This window comes from Thauera mechernichensis (assembly GCF_029588855.1).
Lineage (GTDB): Bacteria > Pseudomonadota > Gammaproteobacteria > Burkholderiales > Rhodocyclaceae > Thauera > Thauera mechernichensis.
The window spans coordinates 15,295-32,682 of sequence record NZ_JARQZE010000023.1; the positions used below are offsets into that span (position 1 = coordinate 15,295).

General features: G+C 66.1%; 19 protein-coding genes. 11 read left to right on the forward strand and 8 right to left on the reverse strand.

Annotation, left to right across the window (positions count from 1 at the left end):
* Window positions 1-4: 4 nt before the first annotated feature.
* From mreD to P7F68_RS18330, 3 genes are all read right to left on the reverse strand, one after another.
* Window positions 5-526 carry a rod shape-determining protein MreD gene (mreD, locus tag P7F68_RS18320; protein WP_002925394.1) on the reverse strand — a complete coding sequence of 174 codons (522 nt, stop codon included), beginning with the start codon at window positions 524-526 and terminating at the stop codon, window positions 5-7.
* Window positions 527-529: 3 nt separating this feature from the next.
* Complete coding sequence (gene mreC / locus P7F68_RS18325) at window positions 530-1,408, reverse strand: rod shape-determining protein MreC (RefSeq protein WP_002925397.1); 879 nt, start codon at window positions 1,406-1,408, stop codon at window positions 530-532.
* A 69-nt stretch (window positions 1,409-1,477) separates the two neighbouring features.
* The gene (locus tag P7F68_RS18330; protein ID WP_002925399.1) at window positions 1,478-2,521 is read right to left on the reverse strand and encodes a rod shape-determining protein; all 1,044 of its coding nucleotides are present in this window, start codon (window positions 2,519-2,521) and stop codon (window positions 1,478-1,480) included.
* Window positions 2,522-2,687: 166 nt separating this feature from the next.
* On the opposite strand from P7F68_RS18330, the gene gatC reads away from it, so the two are divergent.
* From gatC to P7F68_RS18365, 7 genes are all read left to right on the forward strand, one after another.
* A complete protein-coding gene (gatC, locus tag P7F68_RS18335; RefSeq protein WP_002925403.1) occupies window positions 2,688-2,975 on the forward strand; it encodes an Asp-tRNA(Asn)/Glu-tRNA(Gln) amidotransferase subunit GatC in 288 nt (95 codons plus the stop codon).
* Between the two features lie 64 nt (window positions 2,976-3,039).
* Window positions 3,040-4,512 (forward strand): Asp-tRNA(Asn)/Glu-tRNA(Gln) amidotransferase subunit GatA, encoded by a 1,473-nt coding sequence (gene gatA / locus P7F68_RS18340; protein WP_002937667.1) that lies wholly within the window; start codon window positions 3,040-3,042, stop codon window positions 4,510-4,512.
* Between the two features lie 14 nt (window positions 4,513-4,526).
* A complete protein-coding gene (locus P7F68_RS18345; RefSeq protein WP_277835309.1) occupies window positions 4,527-5,021 on the forward strand; it encodes a hypothetical protein in 495 nt (164 codons plus the stop codon).
* Between the two features lie 38 nt (window positions 5,022-5,059).
* On the forward strand, window positions 5,060-6,532 hold the full coding sequence (gatB, locus tag P7F68_RS18350) for an Asp-tRNA(Asn)/Glu-tRNA(Gln) amidotransferase subunit GatB (protein WP_270068950.1): 1,473 nt from the start codon (window positions 5,060-5,062) through the stop codon (window positions 6,530-6,532).
* A 33-nt stretch (window positions 6,533-6,565) separates the two neighbouring features.
* Window positions 6,566-7,402, forward strand: coding sequence for a class II glutamine amidotransferase (locus tag P7F68_RS18355; protein WP_277835311.1), 837 nt, complete (start codon window positions 6,566-6,568; stop codon window positions 7,400-7,402).
* A gap of 76 nt (window positions 7,403-7,478) precedes the next feature.
* Window positions 7,479-7,895 carry an HIT family protein gene (locus tag P7F68_RS18360; RefSeq protein WP_002925418.1) on the forward strand — a complete coding sequence of 139 codons (417 nt, stop codon included), beginning with the start codon at window positions 7,479-7,481 and terminating at the stop codon, window positions 7,893-7,895.
* 31 nt (window positions 7,896-7,926) lie between these two features.
* Window positions 7,927-9,537, forward strand: coding sequence for a hypothetical protein (locus P7F68_RS18365; protein WP_002925419.1), 1,611 nt, complete (start codon window positions 7,927-7,929; stop codon window positions 9,535-9,537).
* Here P7F68_RS18365 and phoR read toward each other — a convergent pair.
* Complete coding sequence (gene phoR, locus P7F68_RS18370) at window positions 9,518-10,813, reverse strand: phosphate regulon sensor histidine kinase PhoR (RefSeq protein WP_277835356.1); 1,296 nt, start codon at window positions 10,811-10,813, stop codon at window positions 9,518-9,520. The two genes, P7F68_RS18365 and phoR, sit on opposite strands and share 20 nt — an antisense overlap.
* Window positions 10,814-10,872: 59 nt before the next feature.
* Window positions 10,873-11,583: a phosphate regulon transcriptional regulator PhoB gene (phoB, locus tag P7F68_RS18375; protein WP_002925421.1), complete on the reverse strand. Its 711-nt coding sequence runs from the start codon at window positions 11,581-11,583 to the stop codon at window positions 10,873-10,875.
* A 177-nt stretch (window positions 11,584-11,760) separates the two neighbouring features.
* Here phoB and P7F68_RS18380 point away from each other — a divergent pair, with 177 nt between their 5' ends.
* The 4 genes from P7F68_RS18380 (at window position 11,761) to P7F68_RS18395 (ending at window position 14,494) form a co-directional block, all read left to right on the forward strand.
* Window positions 11,761-12,186, forward strand: coding sequence for a gamma-butyrobetaine hydroxylase family protein (locus P7F68_RS18380; RefSeq protein WP_002925422.1), 426 nt, complete (start codon window positions 11,761-11,763; stop codon window positions 12,184-12,186).
* A 7-nt stretch (window positions 12,187-12,193) separates the two neighbouring features.
* Window positions 12,194-12,931: a bifunctional demethylmenaquinone methyltransferase/2-methoxy-6-polyprenyl-1,4-benzoquinol methylase UbiE gene (gene ubiE / locus P7F68_RS18385; RefSeq protein WP_277835317.1), complete on the forward strand. Its 738-nt coding sequence runs from the start codon at window positions 12,194-12,196 to the stop codon at window positions 12,929-12,931.
* 19 nt (window positions 12,932-12,950) lie between these two features.
* Window positions 12,951-13,838, forward strand: a complete 888-nt coding sequence (locus tag P7F68_RS18390) for a Tim44 domain-containing protein (protein WP_277835318.1) — start codon at window positions 12,951-12,953, stop codon at window positions 13,836-13,838.
* A gap of 68 nt (window positions 13,839-13,906) precedes the next feature.
* Window positions 13,907-14,494, forward strand: coding sequence for a ubiquinone biosynthesis accessory factor UbiJ (locus P7F68_RS18395; RefSeq protein ID WP_277835320.1), 588 nt, complete (start codon window positions 13,907-13,909; stop codon window positions 14,492-14,494).
* Window positions 14,495-14,604: 110 nt separating this feature from the next.
* On the opposite strand, the gene P7F68_RS18400 is transcribed toward P7F68_RS18395, so the two are convergent.
* From P7F68_RS18400 to atpG, 3 genes are read right to left on the reverse strand one after another with little or no spacing between them, the layout of a single operon-like run.
* Complete coding sequence (locus P7F68_RS18400) at window positions 14,605-15,030, reverse strand: F0F1 ATP synthase subunit epsilon (protein ID WP_002925429.1); 426 nt, start codon at window positions 15,028-15,030, stop codon at window positions 14,605-14,607.
* Window positions 15,031-15,084: 54 nt separating this feature from the next.
* Window positions 15,085-16,485 carry a F0F1 ATP synthase subunit beta gene (atpD, locus tag P7F68_RS18405; protein ID WP_277835322.1) on the reverse strand — a complete coding sequence of 467 codons (1,401 nt, stop codon included), beginning with the start codon at window positions 16,483-16,485 and terminating at the stop codon, window positions 15,085-15,087.
* A gap of 26 nt (window positions 16,486-16,511) precedes the next feature.
* The gene (atpG, locus tag P7F68_RS18410; RefSeq protein WP_277835324.1) at window positions 16,512-17,381 is read right to left on the reverse strand and encodes a F0F1 ATP synthase subunit gamma; all 870 of its coding nucleotides are present in this window, start codon (window positions 17,379-17,381) and stop codon (window positions 16,512-16,514) included.
* Window positions 17,382-17,388: the final 7 nt, after the last annotated feature.

The following is a 17,388-nucleotide window of genomic DNA, read 5'->3' on the forward strand; positions in this document are numbered from 1 at the left end:
CGCCTCAGATGGGGCGATTGTCATCGCGCTCCACCGGCTGGTATTGCGGCAGCAGCAGCAGGAAGGACAGCGGCGCCCACAGCAGCGCACTGCTGAAGCTCGACAGGAAATAGGACCAGCCGGGGAACTCCCCTCCCGCCAGCAGGCGTACCGCCATCATCAGGAGCTGCGCCAGCAGCAGCAGGGGCAGCACATGCAGCGCCTGCTGCCACGACGGGAACCACAGCACGCGGCGCGCCAGAGTGTTGGCAAGGTAGGCGAGCACCACGTAGGCCAGCGCATGCTGGCCCATGGCCGCGCCCAGGCCGACATCGACCAGCAGGCCAAACACGAAGCCCACGCCCATGCCGATGCGCAGCGGCTCGCGCACACACCAGAAGGCGAGCACCAGCGCCACCCAGTCGGGCAGGCCGGGGGTGCGGCCAGTCGGGATGTATTCGAGGCCCAGTGCCGCGAACAGGCTCAGGTAAACGAACCAGAGCTTGACCGGCAGCAGGATGCGGCTGGAGCGGTTGGTCGGCTGCATGGCTCAGCGCCTCCCTTCGGGCTCGGAGGCCGGGGGCGGAGGCGGATACGCCGCACGCCCCACCACCAGCACCTGCACACTGCGCTCGATGGCGGCGAGCGGTTCGCAGTCGATGCGGGCAAAGGCATCGGCCTCGCGATTGACGCTGAGCACCTTCGCCACCGGCAGGCCCGGCACATAGACGCCGTCCAGGCCGGACGTCACCAGCTGGTCGCCGGGCTGGATATCGACGTCGGCCAGCACATGGCGCATCTCCAGGCTGCCGCGACCGGTGCCGTAGAGCACGCCGCGCACGCCGTTGCGCACCACGCTCACCGGAATCGACTGGCGACGGTCGGTGAGCAGCGTCACCTCGGACTGGATCGGATGCACACGCGTGACCTGCCCGATGACGCCCTGGGCATCGACCACCGCCAGCCCCGGCTCCACGCCCTGCTGCGCGCCGCGATCGAGGATGACCTTGCGTGCGAAGGGGTCGGGTGCGTTGTAGAGGATGTCGGCTGCGACGCTGCGTACGGCGATGCGCTGCGACATCTCGAGCAGGCCGCGCAGCTCGGCGTTCTCGCGCTCGAGATGGTCGAAGCGCAACAGGCGCTCACCGACGTCGAGCTGGTGGCGGCGCAGCTCGGCGTTCTCGAGCTGGACGTCGATCAGGGTGCCGAAGTAGCGCGCGGCATTGCGCACCACGTCGGCCGGCGTGGAAGCCGCCATCTGCAGCGGATAGGTGATCACCGACAGGCCGTTGCGCACCACCTCGAGGTAGCGGAAGCGCAGGTCGGCCACCAGCAGCACCAGGCACAGGGCGACGAACATGAACAGGCGCGCCAGGGGGGCCAGGCCGCGCTTGAAGATCGGAGGAGGCTGATGGCCGACGAAAGACATCCGCTAGAAACCAGGGCCGTCAGGTTGAGGCGCGAAGCCGGGCCCCGGCGCGCAGGCCGGGGCGGGGCATCACTCGGAGGTGAAGATGGAAGCGAGCTGGTCCATCTTGTCGAGCGCCATGCCGCAGCCGCGGGCGACGCAGGTCAGCGGCTCCTCGGCCACGACCACCGGCAGGCCGGTCTCTTCCATCAGCAGGCGGTCGAGGTCGCGCACCAGGGCGCCGCCGCCGGTGAGCATCATGCCGCGCTCGGCGATGTCGGCACCGAGTTCGGGCGGGGTCTGCTCGAGGCCGATCTTGACCGCGGACACGATCTGGTTCATCGGCTCGGTGAGCGCCTCGAGGATCTCGTTGGACGAGATGGTGAAGCTGCGCGGAATGCCCTCGGCCAGGTTGCGGCCCTTGACCTCCATCTCGCGCACCTCGGAACCGGGGAAGGCGGAGCCGATTTCCTTCTTGATGTTCTCGGCGGTGGTCTCGCCGATGAGCATGCCGTAGTTGCGGCGGATGTAATTGACGATGGCTTCGTCGAACTTGTCGCCACCGACACGCACGCTGCCTGCATAGACCATGCCGCCGAGCGAGATCACGCCGACCTCGGTGGTGCCGCCGCCGATGTCGACCACCATCGAGCCGGTGGCGTCCGACACCGGCAGGCCGGCGCCGATCGCCGCCGCCATGGGCTCCTCGATCAGGAATACCTGCGAGGCGCCGGCCGCCAGGGCCGCGTCGCGGATCGCGCGGCGCTCGACCTGGGTCGAACCGCAGGGCACGCAGATGATGATGCGCGGACTGGGCGACAGCAGGCGCGAGTCGTGCACCTTCTTGATGAACTGCTTGATCATCTGCTCGGTGACGACGAAATCGGCGATCACGCCGTCCTTCATCGGCCGGATGGCAGTGATGTTGCCGGGCGTCTTGCCGAGCATGAGCTTGGCCTGGTGACCGACCGCCTGGATGGAGCGCTTGGCGTTGGGCCCGCCCTCGGTGCGGATCGCCACCACCGAGGGTTCGTCGAGGACGATGCCCTTGCCGCGCACGTAGATCAGGGTGTTGGCGGTGCCGAGATCGATCGCGAGATCGTTGGAGAAGTAGGAGCGGAGAAAACCGAACATGAATGGTTCCGAAACCGGTGGAGTGGTCGAGCCGCGTGCCGCATCGCCTGAATCCCGCAGCAACACGAAACCCCGCCCGTGCTGCAATGCAGTGCAGCCCCAGGCGGGGCAAAGATGATTATGATAACCTACAAACCTTTGTGGATTCAGCAGGTTTTGTTACCTCATGTCGCTGTCCAATGATCAAGTCGGGCACATCGCCCGCCTCGCGCGCATCGCGCTCTCCGACGCCGAACTGGACGCCACCCGTGCCAAGCTGAACGGGATCTTCGAGCTCATCGAGCAGATGCAGGCGGTCGACACCAAAGGGGTCGAGCCGATGAGCCATCCGCAGGAGCTCGCCACCCGCCTGCGCCCCGACCTCGTCACCGAGCCAGACCGCCGCGACGCCTTCCAGAAGGTCGCACCGCAGACCGAAGCCGGCCTCTATCTGGTGCCGAAAGTCATCGAATGACCCGCCCCGCGGTCCTGCCCCCGTCGTTGGCCGCCACCGCGGCATCCACCTGCCCGCCCAGACCATGATCAACGCCTCCCTTCCGGAACTGCGCCGCGCACTCGATACGCGGCAGCTCTCCGCCGTCGAGCTTGCAAGCCTGTTCCTCGACCGCATCGACGCACACAACCCGGGCCTCAATGCCTTCATCACCGTCGACCGCGACGGTGCGCTCGCCGCGGCCCGTGCCGCCGACGAACGCATCGCTGCCGGTACGGCCGGCGCCCTCACCGGCATCCCGCTCGCGCACAAGGACGTGTTCTGCACCGAAGGCGTGCTGACCACCTGCGGCTCGAAGATGCTCGGCAATTTCGTCAGCCCTTACGACGCCCACGTCGTCAGCCTGCTCAAGGCCGCCGGCGCCGTGTGCCTGGGCAAGGCCAACATGGACGAATTCGCGATGGGTTCGTCCAACGAGAACTCGGCCTTCGGCGCAGTGAAGAACCCCTGGAACACGGCGCGCGTGCCCGGCGGCTCTTCGGGCGGCTCCGCCGCTGCCGTGGCCGCGCGCCTGGTGCCGGTCGCCACCGGCACCGACACCGGCGGCTCGGTGCGCCAGCCGGCCGCCTTCTGCGGTATCACCGGCATCAAGCCCAGCTACGGCCTGGTGAGCCGCTACGGCATGATCGCCTACGCCTCCTCGCTCGACCAGGCCGGGGCCTTCGGCGCCAGCGCCGAGGACTGCGCGCTGCTGCTGTCGGCGATGACGGGCTTCGACGAGCGCGACTCCACCAGCCTGGAGCGCCCGACCGAGGACTACGCCGCTGCACTTGCCGCCCCCGCGGCGGCAAAGCCGCTGGAGGGCCTGCGCATCGGCCTGCCGCGCGAGTTCTTCGCCGAGGGCATGGCCGACGACGTGCGCGCCGCCATCGAGACGGCGCTCGACCAGTACCGCGCGCTCGGCGCGACAACGGTCGAAGTGTCGCTGCCCAACGCGAAGCTGGCGATCCCCGCCTATTACGTGATCGCACCTGCCGAGTGCTCGAGCAACCTGTCCCGCTTCGACGGCGTGCGCTACGGCCACCGCGCCGCAGACTACGGCGACCTCGCAGACATGTACAGCAAGAGCCGTGCGGAGGGCTTCGGCGCCGAGGTCAAGCGCCGCATCCTGGTCGGCACCTACGTGCTCTCGCACGGCTACTACGACGCCTACTACCTGCAGGCACAACGCCTGCGCCGCCTGATCGCACAGGACTTCCAGGCTGCACTGCAGCACTGCGACGTGATCGCCGGCCCGACCACGCCGACCACCGCCTGGGCCCTGGGCGAGAAGTCCGACGACCCGGTGCAGATGTATCTGTCGGACATCTACACCATCGCAGTCAACCTCGCCGGCCTGCCCGGGCTGTCTCACCCGGCCGGCTTTGGCGCCGATGGCCTGCCGGTGGGCCTGCAACTGATCGGCGACTACTTCGCCGAGACGCGCCTGCTGCAAGCTGCGCACCGCTTCCAGCAGGCCACCGACTGGCATGCCCGCCGGCCGGCGGGCACTGCCTGAGCCTCGGAGCGGGTATGCAGCGGCGGCAGCCTGCAAGCCGGATCGCAGCGCTGGCAGCAGCGATGCTGCTGGGCGCATGCGCCCAGCCTGGTACGCCGCCTGCCGACGCCGTGAGTGACGAGGTGCTCGCCAGCCCGAGCTCGGCCGGAGCACGCCTGCGACCGATGCCCTGGCGCCCGCTCGAGGTGCGCACCGACTGCAGCTTCCGCGACGAGGCCGGCTACGCGACGCGCATCACGCTGACCGTGGCGCAATCGCGGGTGGAAACGTTCAGCGCCGTGGTCGATATCCCGCAGCGCGGCCGCTGCAGCTTCCACGGCCCGTTCGTGCAGACGCGCGAAAAGCCGAGTGTGCGCCTGCAGGCAGACGACGGCTGCACGGTGGACATCTTCGAGCAGGGCAACGCCGTCACCGTGGGCTTTGCCAACTGCGCCGCACGCTGCACCCGCGGCGCCTTCGATTACCTGTGGCCGATCATCGTCGATCGGTCCAACGGCCAGTGCCACTGACCCCCGGTGGCGGGCCGCACGCAACACGAGAACACACCATGAGCCGATCCGATTGGGAAGTCGTCATCGGGCTGGAAGTCCACGCCCAGCTCAACACCGCCAGCAAGATCTTCTCCGGCGCCAGCACCGCCTTCGGCGCCGAAGCCAACCGCCAGGCGAGCGCGGTGGACATCGCCCTGCCCGGCGTGCTGCCGGTGCTCAACCGCGGCGCGGTCGAGCGCGCGATCCGCTTTGGCCTCGCGATCGGCGCCGAAGTGGCCGAGAAGAGCGTGTTCGCGCGCAAGAACTACTTCTACCCCGACCTCCCCAAGGGCTACCAGATCAGCCAGATGGACCTGCCTGTGGTGGTCGGCGGCGAGATCACCATCCGCGTCGGCGAGGGCGAGGCGGCCTACGAGAAGACGGTGCGCCTGACCCGTGCCCACCTCGAGGAAGACGCCGGCAAGAGCCTGCACGAGGACTTCCACGGCATGACCGGTATCGACCTCAACCGCGCCGGCACGCCGCTGCTCGAGATCGTCTCCGAGCCCGACATGCGCTCCGCTGCCGAAGCCGTGGCCTACGCCCGCGCGCTGCACGCGCTGGTACGCTGGATCGACATCTGCGATGGCAACATGCAGGAGGGCTCGTTCCGCTGCGACGCCAACGTGTCGGTGCGCAAGAAGGGCGCGACCGAATTCGGCACCCGGCGTGAGATCAAGAACCTCAATTCCTTCCGCTTCCTGCAACAGGCCATCGACTTTGAAGTTCAGTGGCAGATCGACACCCTGGAGGACGGCGGCCGCATCCAGCAGGCCACGGTCCTGTTCGACCCCGACACGGGCGAGACGCGCATGATGCGCAGCAAGGAAGACGCCCACGACTATCGCTACTTCCCCGACCCCGACCTGCTGCCGCTGATGATCTCCCCGGACTGGAAAGCGCGCGTGCAGGCCGCGATGCCCGAATTGCCGGTGGCGATGAAGGCGCGCTTCATGGACGACTGGGGTCTGTCCGCCTACGATGCCACCACGCTCACCGCGTCCAAGGAAGTCGCCGACTTCTACCAGGCCACGGTGTCGGCCGCAGGCACGGCGCTGGCCGCTCAGCTGCCCAAGCTCTGCGCCAACTGGGTGATGGGCGACCTCGCCGCCCGCCTCAACAAGGCCGAGCTCGACATCACCGACTCACCGGTGTCGCCCGCGCAGCTGGCCGGGCTGGTCGCGCGCATTGCCGACAACACCATCTCCAACGCCATCGGCAAGAAGGTGTTCGAGGCGCTGTGGAACGGCGAGGGCGCTACGGCTGACGAAGTCATCGACAAGCAGGGCCTCAGGCAGGTCACCGACAGCGGCGCGATCGAAGCGATGATCGACGAGGTTCTCGCCGCCAACCAGAAATCCGTGGATGAGTTCCGCGCTGGCAAGGACAAGGCCTTCAACGCGCTCGTGGGCCAGGTCATGAAGGCCAGCAAGGGCAAGGCCAGTCCGGCGCAGGTCAATGAGCTGCTCAGGAAGAAGCTCGGCGGCTGACTTCGAAGGCTGACGAGAACGGAGGGTTAGACGATGTGCCAGTTGCTGGGCATGAACTGCAACGTGCCGACCGACATCTGCTTTTCGTTTTCGGGCTTTCGCGCGCGCGGCGGCCTCACCGACCACCACCGCGACGGCTGGGGCATCGCCTTCTTCGAAGGGCGTGGGGTACGCGTCTTCCTCGACCCCGCCCCCAGCGCACACTCGCCGGTGGCGGAGTTGGTCAAGCACTACCCGATCCGCTCACTGAACGTCATCGCCCACATCCGCAAGGCGACGCAGGGCGAGGTGCGGCTGGAGAACACCCACCCCTTCCAGCGCGAGCTGTGGGGCCGCTACTGGATCTTTGCCCACAATGGCAACCTGAAGGACTTCGCCCCGTCGCTGTCCGGACGCTTTACCCCCGTCGGCACGACCGATTCGGAACTCGCCTTCTGCTTCATCATGGACACGCTGGCCCAGCGCTTCGGCGACGGCGCACCGACACCCGAGGCGCTGTTCGCGGCGCTGCGCGAGCTGGCTTGCGAGATCGGCCGCCTCGGCGAGTTCAACTTCCTGCTCTCGGACGGCGACTGGCTGTTCGTGCATTGCTCGTCGCGCCTGTGCTACATCGTGCGCCAGGCGCCATTCCCGCTTGCACACCTGTCCGACGAGGACCTCACGGTCGACTTCAACGAGGTGACCACGCCCGAGGACCGCGTCGCCGTCATCGCCACCACTGCACTCACCGACAACGAGGCGTGGACCGACATTCCCGCCGGCACGCTGATCGCGTTCCAGAACGGCCATCCGGTCGAACTCGGCCCGGGCGCGACGGTCGCTCAGGACTATCCGCGCACGGCGGCAGGCGACAGCTCCCATAACGCGTAACAGTTCCTCGTCCATAATCATGGCGACGGGTTAAAGTGTAGGTCCGTGACTCCAAATTCCAGGATCGAAGACGCGCATGGACTGTCCTCTGTGCTCCCTGCCCCCGGAGCAAGTCGTCTGGGAAGACGATCGCTGCCGGGTCATCCGTGTCGATGACGCAGCCCACCCCGGTTTTTGCCGCGTGGTGTGGCGTGAGCATGTGGCCGAGATGACCGACCTCATGCCCGCCGACCGCCAGCACCTGCTCGACATCGTGATGGCGACCGAGAGTGCGCTGCGCGGGCTCCTTCACCCGGACAAGATCAACCTCGCGAGCTTCGGCAACATGGTGCCGCACCTTCACTGGCACGTCATACCGCGCTACCGGGACGACCGCCATTACCCCGAGTCCATCTGGGGCGCTCCCCAGCGCGAAGGCATCGCACATGCGGGCGCCGAGGCGGTCGCACTGGCGCGTGCGATCGAGGCGGCGCTGGGCCCGCGGTCCCACTGACTACCCAGCCGTGCATATCGAATCCGACCTCATGGACTACACCCAGCCCTCCTTCTGCCTGGAGCAGTTGCGGAATCTGCGCACAGTCGACGTCCACGCGACGCATGAAACGCTCGGCCTGATCATTCGCGGCCTGCTCGAGGGCAAGCCCGCCCCCAACCAGCACCTCGAGGTTCTGGAGGCTGCGCGCGAAGCGCTCGACTTCGTCCAGACCGAGCTGGGGGGGCGCTATGCGGCCCGCCCGCTGCCGCCGGACGGTGACGAGAACCGCACCCTGCACGAGGTGGTTGCGCTGTGGCAGGACGTGGCGCGGTCGTATGCGCACATCGCCGAACGTGACGCCGACGAGGGCACCCTGGAGGACCAGCGCCCGCTCCTCGCGGAACGCCGGATCTTCTACGCCGGCCTTGCCCTGTTCGAGTACTTCAGGGCGCACCGCGCGCTCGAGCCCGGCATGTGGCACACCGTGCACGAGGCCTATGGCGCGGCACTGCATGCGGGGCTCGCCGAGATCCGCGTTGCCGAGCCGCTCAACGAGACCTGGCACGCCCAGAGTCCGCGCGAAACCTACGTCGCGATCCTCCTCGTCGACCTGGCAAATCCCTATGGCCGCAGTGAACGGGAGCTCAGGTGGGTGCTGCGCTGGGCGCAACGCTTTGCCCCCTACTGCACGCTCGATGAGCACATCGACGAAGCCAAATCAACAACCTACGGTGTGGAGCTCGACTCCGACCTGGGCCTGCGCCCGCTCGGCCTGCTTTCGCGCACCGCAACCCTGCTCCGCTTCGACGGCTCGACACTGGCGACACAGATTCAGGCCGTGATGGCGCAGTTCCGCCATGGCGCCAAACCCGCATCACTCGGCCTCGGCAAGGACTGCTCGACGGCCGACGCCGGCCGGCTGCTGCTGTCGCTCTACCGGCCGTGGGGGCTGGCCAGCGCAGGGCGGCGCTTCCCGCGCCGCAACAAGACGGGCGAGGTGGCGCTGTCCGGCGACTGGCTGGCCATGGGCTACCTCATCCAGGGCGAAGTCTTCCAGCAACCGAATGGTGGTCGCCACATCGGGGCACTGCGCGACGACATTTCGCTGCTGACCTTCGGCGAACTCGTTCCCGAGATCGACACCCCGGAAAAGCTGGCCCGGCGCCGCCGCGAGCAAGCCGCCCTGCTTGGCCTGGAGGCGGCATCGTGGACCCTCCTCGACCAGTCCGTCGGCGGCTTCAGACTCCAGCTGCTGCGTGACGGCGACCAGGCCCGCCTGGAACATCATCAGCTCGTCGCCATCCGGCCGCCCGACGGACAGGCTTTCCTGCTTGCCGACATCTGCTGGATGATGTTCCGCGACGACGGCGCGCTGGAACTCGGCATCAACGTGCTGGCGGGCATGCCGCGCGTAGTCGCCGCACGACCTTCATCGGCCGCGAGCAGGGACCCCTACCACCAGGCTTTTCTGCTGCCGGCCACGCCTGCGCTCAAGGCCGCTGAGTCGGTGGTACTGCCCGCACAGTGGTTCCGCAAGGCGCGCGTGGTCGAACTGCGCGATGGCGCAGCCACCCGCATGATCGAACTCGACAAGCTGCTGCTGCGCGGCCCCAACTTCGACCAGTGCAGCTTCACCGACGTTACGGGCGCTGCATCCTGAGTCGCGGCGCAGGAAAACGCATCGCGAAGCGGCTGCCCTTGCCGAGTTCGCTATCGATGACGAGCTCGCCCTGGTGCCGGGTCACGATGTGCTTGACGATCGCCAGTCCGAGTCCGGTTCCGCCCGTCTCCCGCGAACGCCCGCGATCGACGCGATAGAAGCGTTCGGTCAGGCGCGGGATATGAGCCGGATCGATACCGATTCCGTCGTCACGAACCCAGTACTCACCGCACTCCAGCCCGGCGCGCCAGCCGATCTCTATATGTCCTCCGGCCGGGGTGTAGCGTACCGCGTTGCTTGCCAGGTTGGAGAACGCACTGTGAAGCTCCTTGCGGCTGCCAAGCAGGGCTGCCTCGCCTTCGACCACCAGACTCAGCGTGTGGCGCCCGGCCGACAGCAGTTCGGCCTCGGCCGCCACCTCACGCACCAGGCCCACCGCATCGACCGGCTCGTCGTCGATCTGGGCCGGCGCGCCGGTCTCGAGTGCGGACAGGGTGAGCAGCTCCTCGATGAGACGCTGCATGCGCGTGGATTGCTCGCTGGCCAGGGTCAGGAAGTGGATGACGTCTTCGCGTGAAAAATCGTCGAGGCCATCGATCAGCGTCTCGAGGAAGCCCCCCACCACGGTCAGGGGCGTGCGCATCTCGTGCGAGACGTTGGCCACGAAGTCGCGGCGTACGTTCTCCAGGCGCTCGAGCTGCGATACATCGCGCGACAGCACCATGCGCTGCTTGCCCGCGAACGGAATGACCAGTACCTGGAGAGTCCCATCCCGTCGCCGCAGGGCATGCAGCACGAGAGGTTCGGAATAATCCCTGGACGCAAGATAGGCTGCGAACTCGGGCTGGCGGACCAGGTTGGGCAGCGGGCTGCGCAGATCCTTGCGACGATCGAGCCCGAAATGCTGCTCGGCCATCGGGTTCATCCACTCGATGGCATCGTCCTCATCGAGATACAGCACCCCATCGGGCATGGCCTGCGCGGCGTGCTGGAAGCGGGCCAGTTCGGCCGACAGCTTCTCCTTGACGTCGCATTCGCGCTGCAGGCGCTCGCCGATCTCGGCGAATACCGTCCCCCACAGCCCTTCGCCCTGTGGCGGTGGCGTACCGACCGGCTGGCGCGCCCACTCGACGAGGAGGCGCAGGTTGCGCGCGAGCAGCATAGCCGCAGCCACAAAACCGATCATGAGCAGCGCCAGCGCGGCATCGCTGCCGCGCAAAGCCGCAGCGAGCATCGCCAGTACGAGCACGGCGACGAATGGCGCCACCGCGGCCACCCCGATGTTTCGAGTCGATCGATGGATCACGCCATTCCCACGCGAGAGCGAAGGCACGATTATGACGCGTTCGATGCCAGCGGCGCATGCACCGAGAAGCGGTAGCCGCTTCCGCGCACGGTCTGGATCAAGGCGTCGTGGGCGGTCGGCTCGAGTGCGCAACGCAGGCGCCGGATGTGGACATCCACCGTGCGCTCCTCGACGAAAACATGGTCGCCCCAGACCTGGTCGAGCAGCTGGGCACGGGAGTGGACACGCTCGGGATGCGTCATCAGGAAATGCAGCAGGCGGAACTCGGTCGGGCCGAGTGAGAGTGCGGTTTCACCCGCACTGACGCGGTGCGTGGCCGGGTCCAGGCGCAAGCCGCCAAGCTCCACCGCATCCTCGGTCGCCTGCGGTGCGCGCCGGCGCAGCACCGCCTTGATGCGGGCGACGAGTTCGCGCGGACTGAAGGGCTTGGTGATGTAGTCATCAGCACCGGTCTCGAGGCCGGTCACCTTGTCCTGCTCCTCGCCACGCGCGGTGAGCATGATGATCGGAATGTCGCGGGTGCGCTCCTCGGCACGCAGGCGGCGGGCAAACTCGATCCCTGAAGCGCCCGGTAGCATCCAGTCGAGCAGCACGAGATCCGGCAAGGCCTCGCGCACGATACGATGCGCCGTCTCGGCGTCCGCGGCGCGCACCACATGGTGCCCCGCACGGCTCAGGTTTGCCGCGATGAGCTCCTGAATCGCCGGTTCGTCTTCCACAAGCAATATGTTCGCTGGCATGCCTGAACTCCCTGTTAGCAGCAGCGGCAGTGTATTGCAGCTCTTTGACGCTTTCATGACACGTCATCGCAATGCAATACCCGCACCCACGATCCCGCGCCCCTCACGCAAGCCAACCCCGGAACGAGCAGCCTCCGATTCGGGTATGATTGTGACCCCATAATCGGGATTCAAGCCATGGCCGGACTCGACCAGAACACGCCGACTCCCACCGACATCACGGTACACCGCAAGTCCAGGACGCTCGAGATCGCCTTCGACGACGGCAGCCGCTTCCAGCTGCCCTTCGAGTTCCTGCGCGTCTATTCCCCTTCTGCCGAGGTCCGCGGCCACGGACCCGGCCAGGAGACGCTGCAGCAGGGCAAGCGCGACATCGATATCGTCGACATCTCGCCGGTCGGAAACTACGCGATCAAGCCGGTATTCTCGGACGGCCACGACAGCGGCCTGTACTCCTGGGACTACCTCTACGGCCTCGGACGCGAGCAGGAGGCCCTGTGGGCGGCCTACCTCGAGCGCCTCGAGCAACAAGGCGGCACGCGCGACCCCGCCCTGGTACCGGCAGCTGCTCCCAAGGCGGGCGGCTGCGGCCATCACCACTGAGAACGGCATGAGCGACAAGACCACGCACTTCGGCTTCGAAACCGTCGCCGAGGAACAGAAGGAAAAGAAGGTCGCCGAGGTGTTTTCCTCGGTTGCCCAGAAGTACGACATCATGAACGACCTGATGTCGCTCGGACTGCACCGCGTCTGGAAGCACTTCGCCATTCAGGTGTCGGGCGTGCGCGAAGGCGACCGCGTACTCGACGTTGCCGGCGGCACCGCAGACCTCTCGCTGGCGTTTTCGCGCAAGGTCGGCCGCAAGGGCCAGGTCTGGCTCACCGACATCAATCACGCGATGCTCTCGCGTGGCCGCGACCGTCTCGTCGACAACGGATTCGCAATGCCCGTGGCGCAGTGCAACGCCGAAAAGCTTCCCTTCCCCGACGACTGGTTCGACTGCGTCACCGTCGCCTTCGGCCTGCGCAACATGACGCACAAGGACGTCGCGCTCGCCGAGATGCGCCGCGTGCTGCGTCCGGGCGGCCGCCTGCTGGTACTCGAGTTCTCGCGGGTGTGGAAGCCGCTGTCACCGTTCTATGACCTGTACTCCTTCAAGCTGCTGCCCTGGATGGGGCAAAAGGTGGCGAACGACGCCGACAGCTACCGCTACCTGGCCGAATCGATCCGCATGCATCCTGGCCAGGAAGAATTGAAGTCGATGATGGAACAAGCCGGGCTCTCCCGGGTCGACTACTTCAACCTCAGTGCAGGCGTCGTTGCGCTGCACCGCGGATACAAGCTTTGAAACCGGAGACCACGTACCAATGAAATCCTTCTTCATGACCCTCGTCCTCGCGATCGCCTCGTTTGCCTTCGTGATCCCTGAGGCGGAAGCCAAGCGCCTCGGCGGCGGCAGCAGCTTCGGCATGCAGCGCCAGGCCACGCCGCCGGCCCAGCCGCGCCAACCCGCCGCCACGCAACAGGCGCCGCGCCAGGGGGCCGCTGCACCGGCCGCGCAGAGCCGCTCTTGGATGGGCCCGATCGCCGGCCTCGCCGCCGGTCTCGGCCTGGCCGCCCTGTTCTCGCACCTGGGCCTGGGCGAAGGCTTTGCCAACTTCTTCATGATCCTGCTGCTGGCTGCTGCCGCCTTCTTCATCTTCCGCATGATCTTCCGCCGTGGCGCGGCTACCGGTACGCAACCCAACCGCATGCAGTACGCAGGCGCCTCCGCCGGCGCTGCGGCCAGCCCGGCCGGCACCACCGCCTTCCAGGCCCAGCAGCCCTTCGGCGGCAGCGGTGAAGGTGGATCAGTCGCAGCCAGCGGCCTCGAAAAGGCCGTCGCCTCCGGCTTCGACGCCGATGGCTTCGCCCGTCAGGCCAAGCTGAACTTCATCCGCCTGCAGGCAGCGAACGACGCCGGCAACCTGGACGACCTGCGCGAATTCACCACGCCCGAGGTGTTCGCCGAGTTGTGCATGCAACTCAACGAGCGCCGCGGCGCCGAACAGCGCACCGACGTCGTCGAGCTCAACGCCGAGGTCATCGATGTGGAGGAGGCCGACAACCGCTACGTCGTGAGCGTGCGCTTCACCGGCTTGCTGCGCGAAGAGGCTGACGCCGCACCTGTGGCGTTCGACGAGATCTGGCACCTCACCAAGCCGATCAGCGGCGAAGGTGGCTGGCTGATTGCTGGCGTCCAGCAGACGCAGTGATCGGCAACTGATCTCACACCCGTGACTGGAGGCACCTTGGCGTGCCTCCTTTGCTTTTGGGGCTTCCCATGCTGTCAAGCGTCTTCCTGACCGCCACCAACCACCTTCTCTCGCAGGCAGGATGGGCGCGTGCGCGCCTGCAGGCCCACGCGGGACAGACTGCACGCCTGTCGGTGCAAGCTCTGGGCGACATCGATTTCTGTATTGCAGCGGACGGCTATCTGGCCGAATGGAGCGCCGCCCAGGCGCCGGATGTCAGCCTTCACCTGTTGGTTGGCGAGCTTCCACGCCTACTGGTCGACGGGCTGGAGACCGCCATGCGCCATGTGCGCATCGAGGGCAACGCCGAGTTTGCCGAAGCGCTCGGCTTTGTTTTCCGTCATTTACGTTGGGACGCCGAGGAAGACCTGGCACGCCTGTTCGGCGACATTGCCGCCCACCGCCTGGTCGAAGGCGGCAAGCAGCTGATGGATCAAGGTCGGCGCTCTGCACAGCGCGCGGGCGGTACGCTGGCCGAGTACCTCACCGAAGAGGCGCCCCTGCTGGTATCGCGTCATGCCCTGCCAGAACATGCGCAGGCGCTCATCGCACTGCGCGACGATCTGGCCAGGCTGGACAAGCGGTTGCAGCGCCTCGAAAGCCGCCGTCGGCCTTGAACAGCCTTTGCGCCTGCGCGGCGCTCATGGCGCAGAAAGCAAAAAAGCAGCTCCGCAGAGCTGCTTTTTTGTTGTCCGGCGCCCTGTACCAAGGTACAAGGCAAGCCCGCTTAGTGCCCGCGCTTGCGCAGACGCTGGATGGCGGCAAGTTGCGCCACCGCTTCCATCAGCTCGGCCTGGGCCTTGGCATAGTCCAGACGCGCGGTCTGGTTGGCCATGGCTTCCTCGGCCTTGCGCTTGGCTTCGAGCGCCTTCGCTTCGTCGAGATCCTTGCCGCGGATCGCGGTGTCGGCAAGCACCGTCACCAGACCCGGTTGAACTTCCAGCAGGCCACCCGCAACGAAAACCAGTTCGTCTTCGGTTGCGTTCTGGGCACGCACACGCACGGCGCCCGGCTTGATCCGGGTCATGAGCGGCATGTGACCAGGCAGGATGCCGAGTTCACCCGTCTCGCCAGGCAGCGCGACGAATTCCGCCAGCCCGGAGAAGATCTGCTCTTCCGCGCTGACGATGTCGACGTGAACCGTCATAGCCATAGTGTTTCCCCTTGATGTCCCGCGCACCACACACGTGGCGCGCGGGCAGCCTCGTTACTGGAGCTTCTTGGCCTTCTCGATGGCCTCGTCGATGTTGCCGACCATGTAGAAAGCCTGTTCCGGCAGGCTGTCCAGTTCGCCGCTGACGATCATCTTGAAGCCACGAATGGTCTCTTGCAGCGTCACATACTTGCCCGGAGAACCAGTGAACACTTCCGCAACGTGGAACGGTTGCGACAGGAAGCGCTGGATCTTGCGCGCACGAGCCACGGAGAGCTTGTCTTCCGGCGACAGCTCGTCCATACCCAGAATCGCGATGATGTCACGCAGTTCCTTGTACTTCTGCAGCGTCATCTGAACCTGACGCGCCACATTGTAGTGCTCCTCACCCACGACCAGCGGATCAAGCTGGCGCGAGGTGGAGTCGAGCGGATCGACCGCCGGGTAGATACCCAAGGCGGCGATGTCACGCGACAGCACGACGGTGGAGTCGAGGTGCAGGAAGGTGGTAGCGGGCGACGGGTCGGTCAAGTCATCCGCCGGCACATACACGGCCTGGATCGAGGTGATCGAGCCAACCTTGGTCGAGGTGATGCGCTCCTGCAGACGGCCCATTTCTTCGGCCAGCGTCGGCTGGTAACCCACCGCGGACGGCATACGACCCAGCAGCGCGGACACTTCGGTACCGGCCAGGGTGTAGCGGTAGATGTTATCCACGAAGAACAGGATGTCGCGGCCTTCGTCACGGAAGCGCTCGGCCATGGTCAGACCGGTCAGCGCCACGCGCAGACGGTTACCCGGGGGCTCGTTCATCTGACCGAACACCATCGCAACCTTGTCGAGAACGTTGGAGTCCTTCATCTCGTGGTAGAAGTCGTTGCCCTCACGGGTACGCTCACCCACGCCAGCGAACACCGACAGACCGGAGTGCTGCTTCGCGATGTTGTTGATCAGCTCCATCATGTTCACGGTCTTGCCGACGCCGGCGCCACCGAACAGACCCACCTTGCCGCCCTTGGCGAACGGGCAGATCAGGTCGATAACCTTGATGCCGGTTTCGAGCAGCTCGACCGACGGCGACAGCTCGTCGAACTTCGGCGCCTTCTGGTGAATCGCGCGCAGCTCGTCGGTCTCGATCGGGCCGGCGTCGTCGATCGGGCGACCCAGCACGTCCATGATGCGACCCAGCGTGCCCATACCGACCGGCACCGAGATCTGTTTGCCGGTGTTGGCAACCTTCATGCCGCGGCGCAGGCCGTCGGAAGAACCCATAGCAATCGTACGTACCACACCATCACCGAGTTGCTGCTGAACCTCGAAGGTCAGATTTTCTTCGGCAAAGGAGTCGGCCACGTCCTCGAGCTTCAGGGCGTCATACACCTTGGGCATCGAATCACGCGGGAACTGGATGTCCACCACCGCGCCGATGCACTGAACGATCGTACCTTGACTCATCGTCGTTTCCTTAATTCAATAATCCGTTACACCGCGGCGGCGCCGCCGACGATTTCCGACAGCTCTTTGGTGATCGCGGCCTGGCGGGTCTTGTTGTAGACCAGCTGCAGCTCGCCAATCACGTTCTTGGCATTGTCGGAAGCGGCCTTCATTGCCACCATGCGCGCGCTCTGTTCGGATGCCATGTTCTCGGCCACCGCCTGGTACACCAGTGCCTCGACGTAACGTACCAGCAACTCGTCGATGACGACCTGCGGATCCGGCTCGTAAAGGTAGTCCCACGAGCTCTCGGGCGTGCCCAGCTTTTCGCCGCTCAACGGCAACAGCTGTTCGAGCACCGGCTCCTGCTTCATCGTGTTGATGAAGCGCGTGTAAGCCACGTAAACCGCGTCGAGCTCGTCGTTCTGGAACGCATCGAGCATCACCTTGACCGGACCGATCAGCTTTTCCAGGTGCGGCGTGTCACCGAGTTGCGTGACGTTTGACACCACCTTGGCACCCATGCGCTGCATGAAGCCCAGACCCTTGTTGCCGATGCAGCAGGCCCGGATCTCGGAGACGCCGTTGGCGTCCCAGTCCTTCATGGCAGTCAGCGCAATACGCTGGACGTTGGTGTTGAGACCACCGCACAAACCCTTGTCGGTGGTCACCAGGATCAGCCCCACCCTTTTTACCTGATCCTTACGGCCCAGGAAGGGGTGCTTGTAGTCGGTCACATTGGCCTGGGACAGGTTCGCGGCGAGTCGGCGGATCTTTTCGGCAAAGGGGCGGGCAGCGCGCATCCGTTCCTGCGCCTTGCGCATCTTGGACGCGGCCACCATCTCCATGGCCTTGGTGATCTTGCGCGTGTTTTGCACGCTCTTGATCTTGGTACGGATTTCCTTACCGCTAGCCATATTCCGT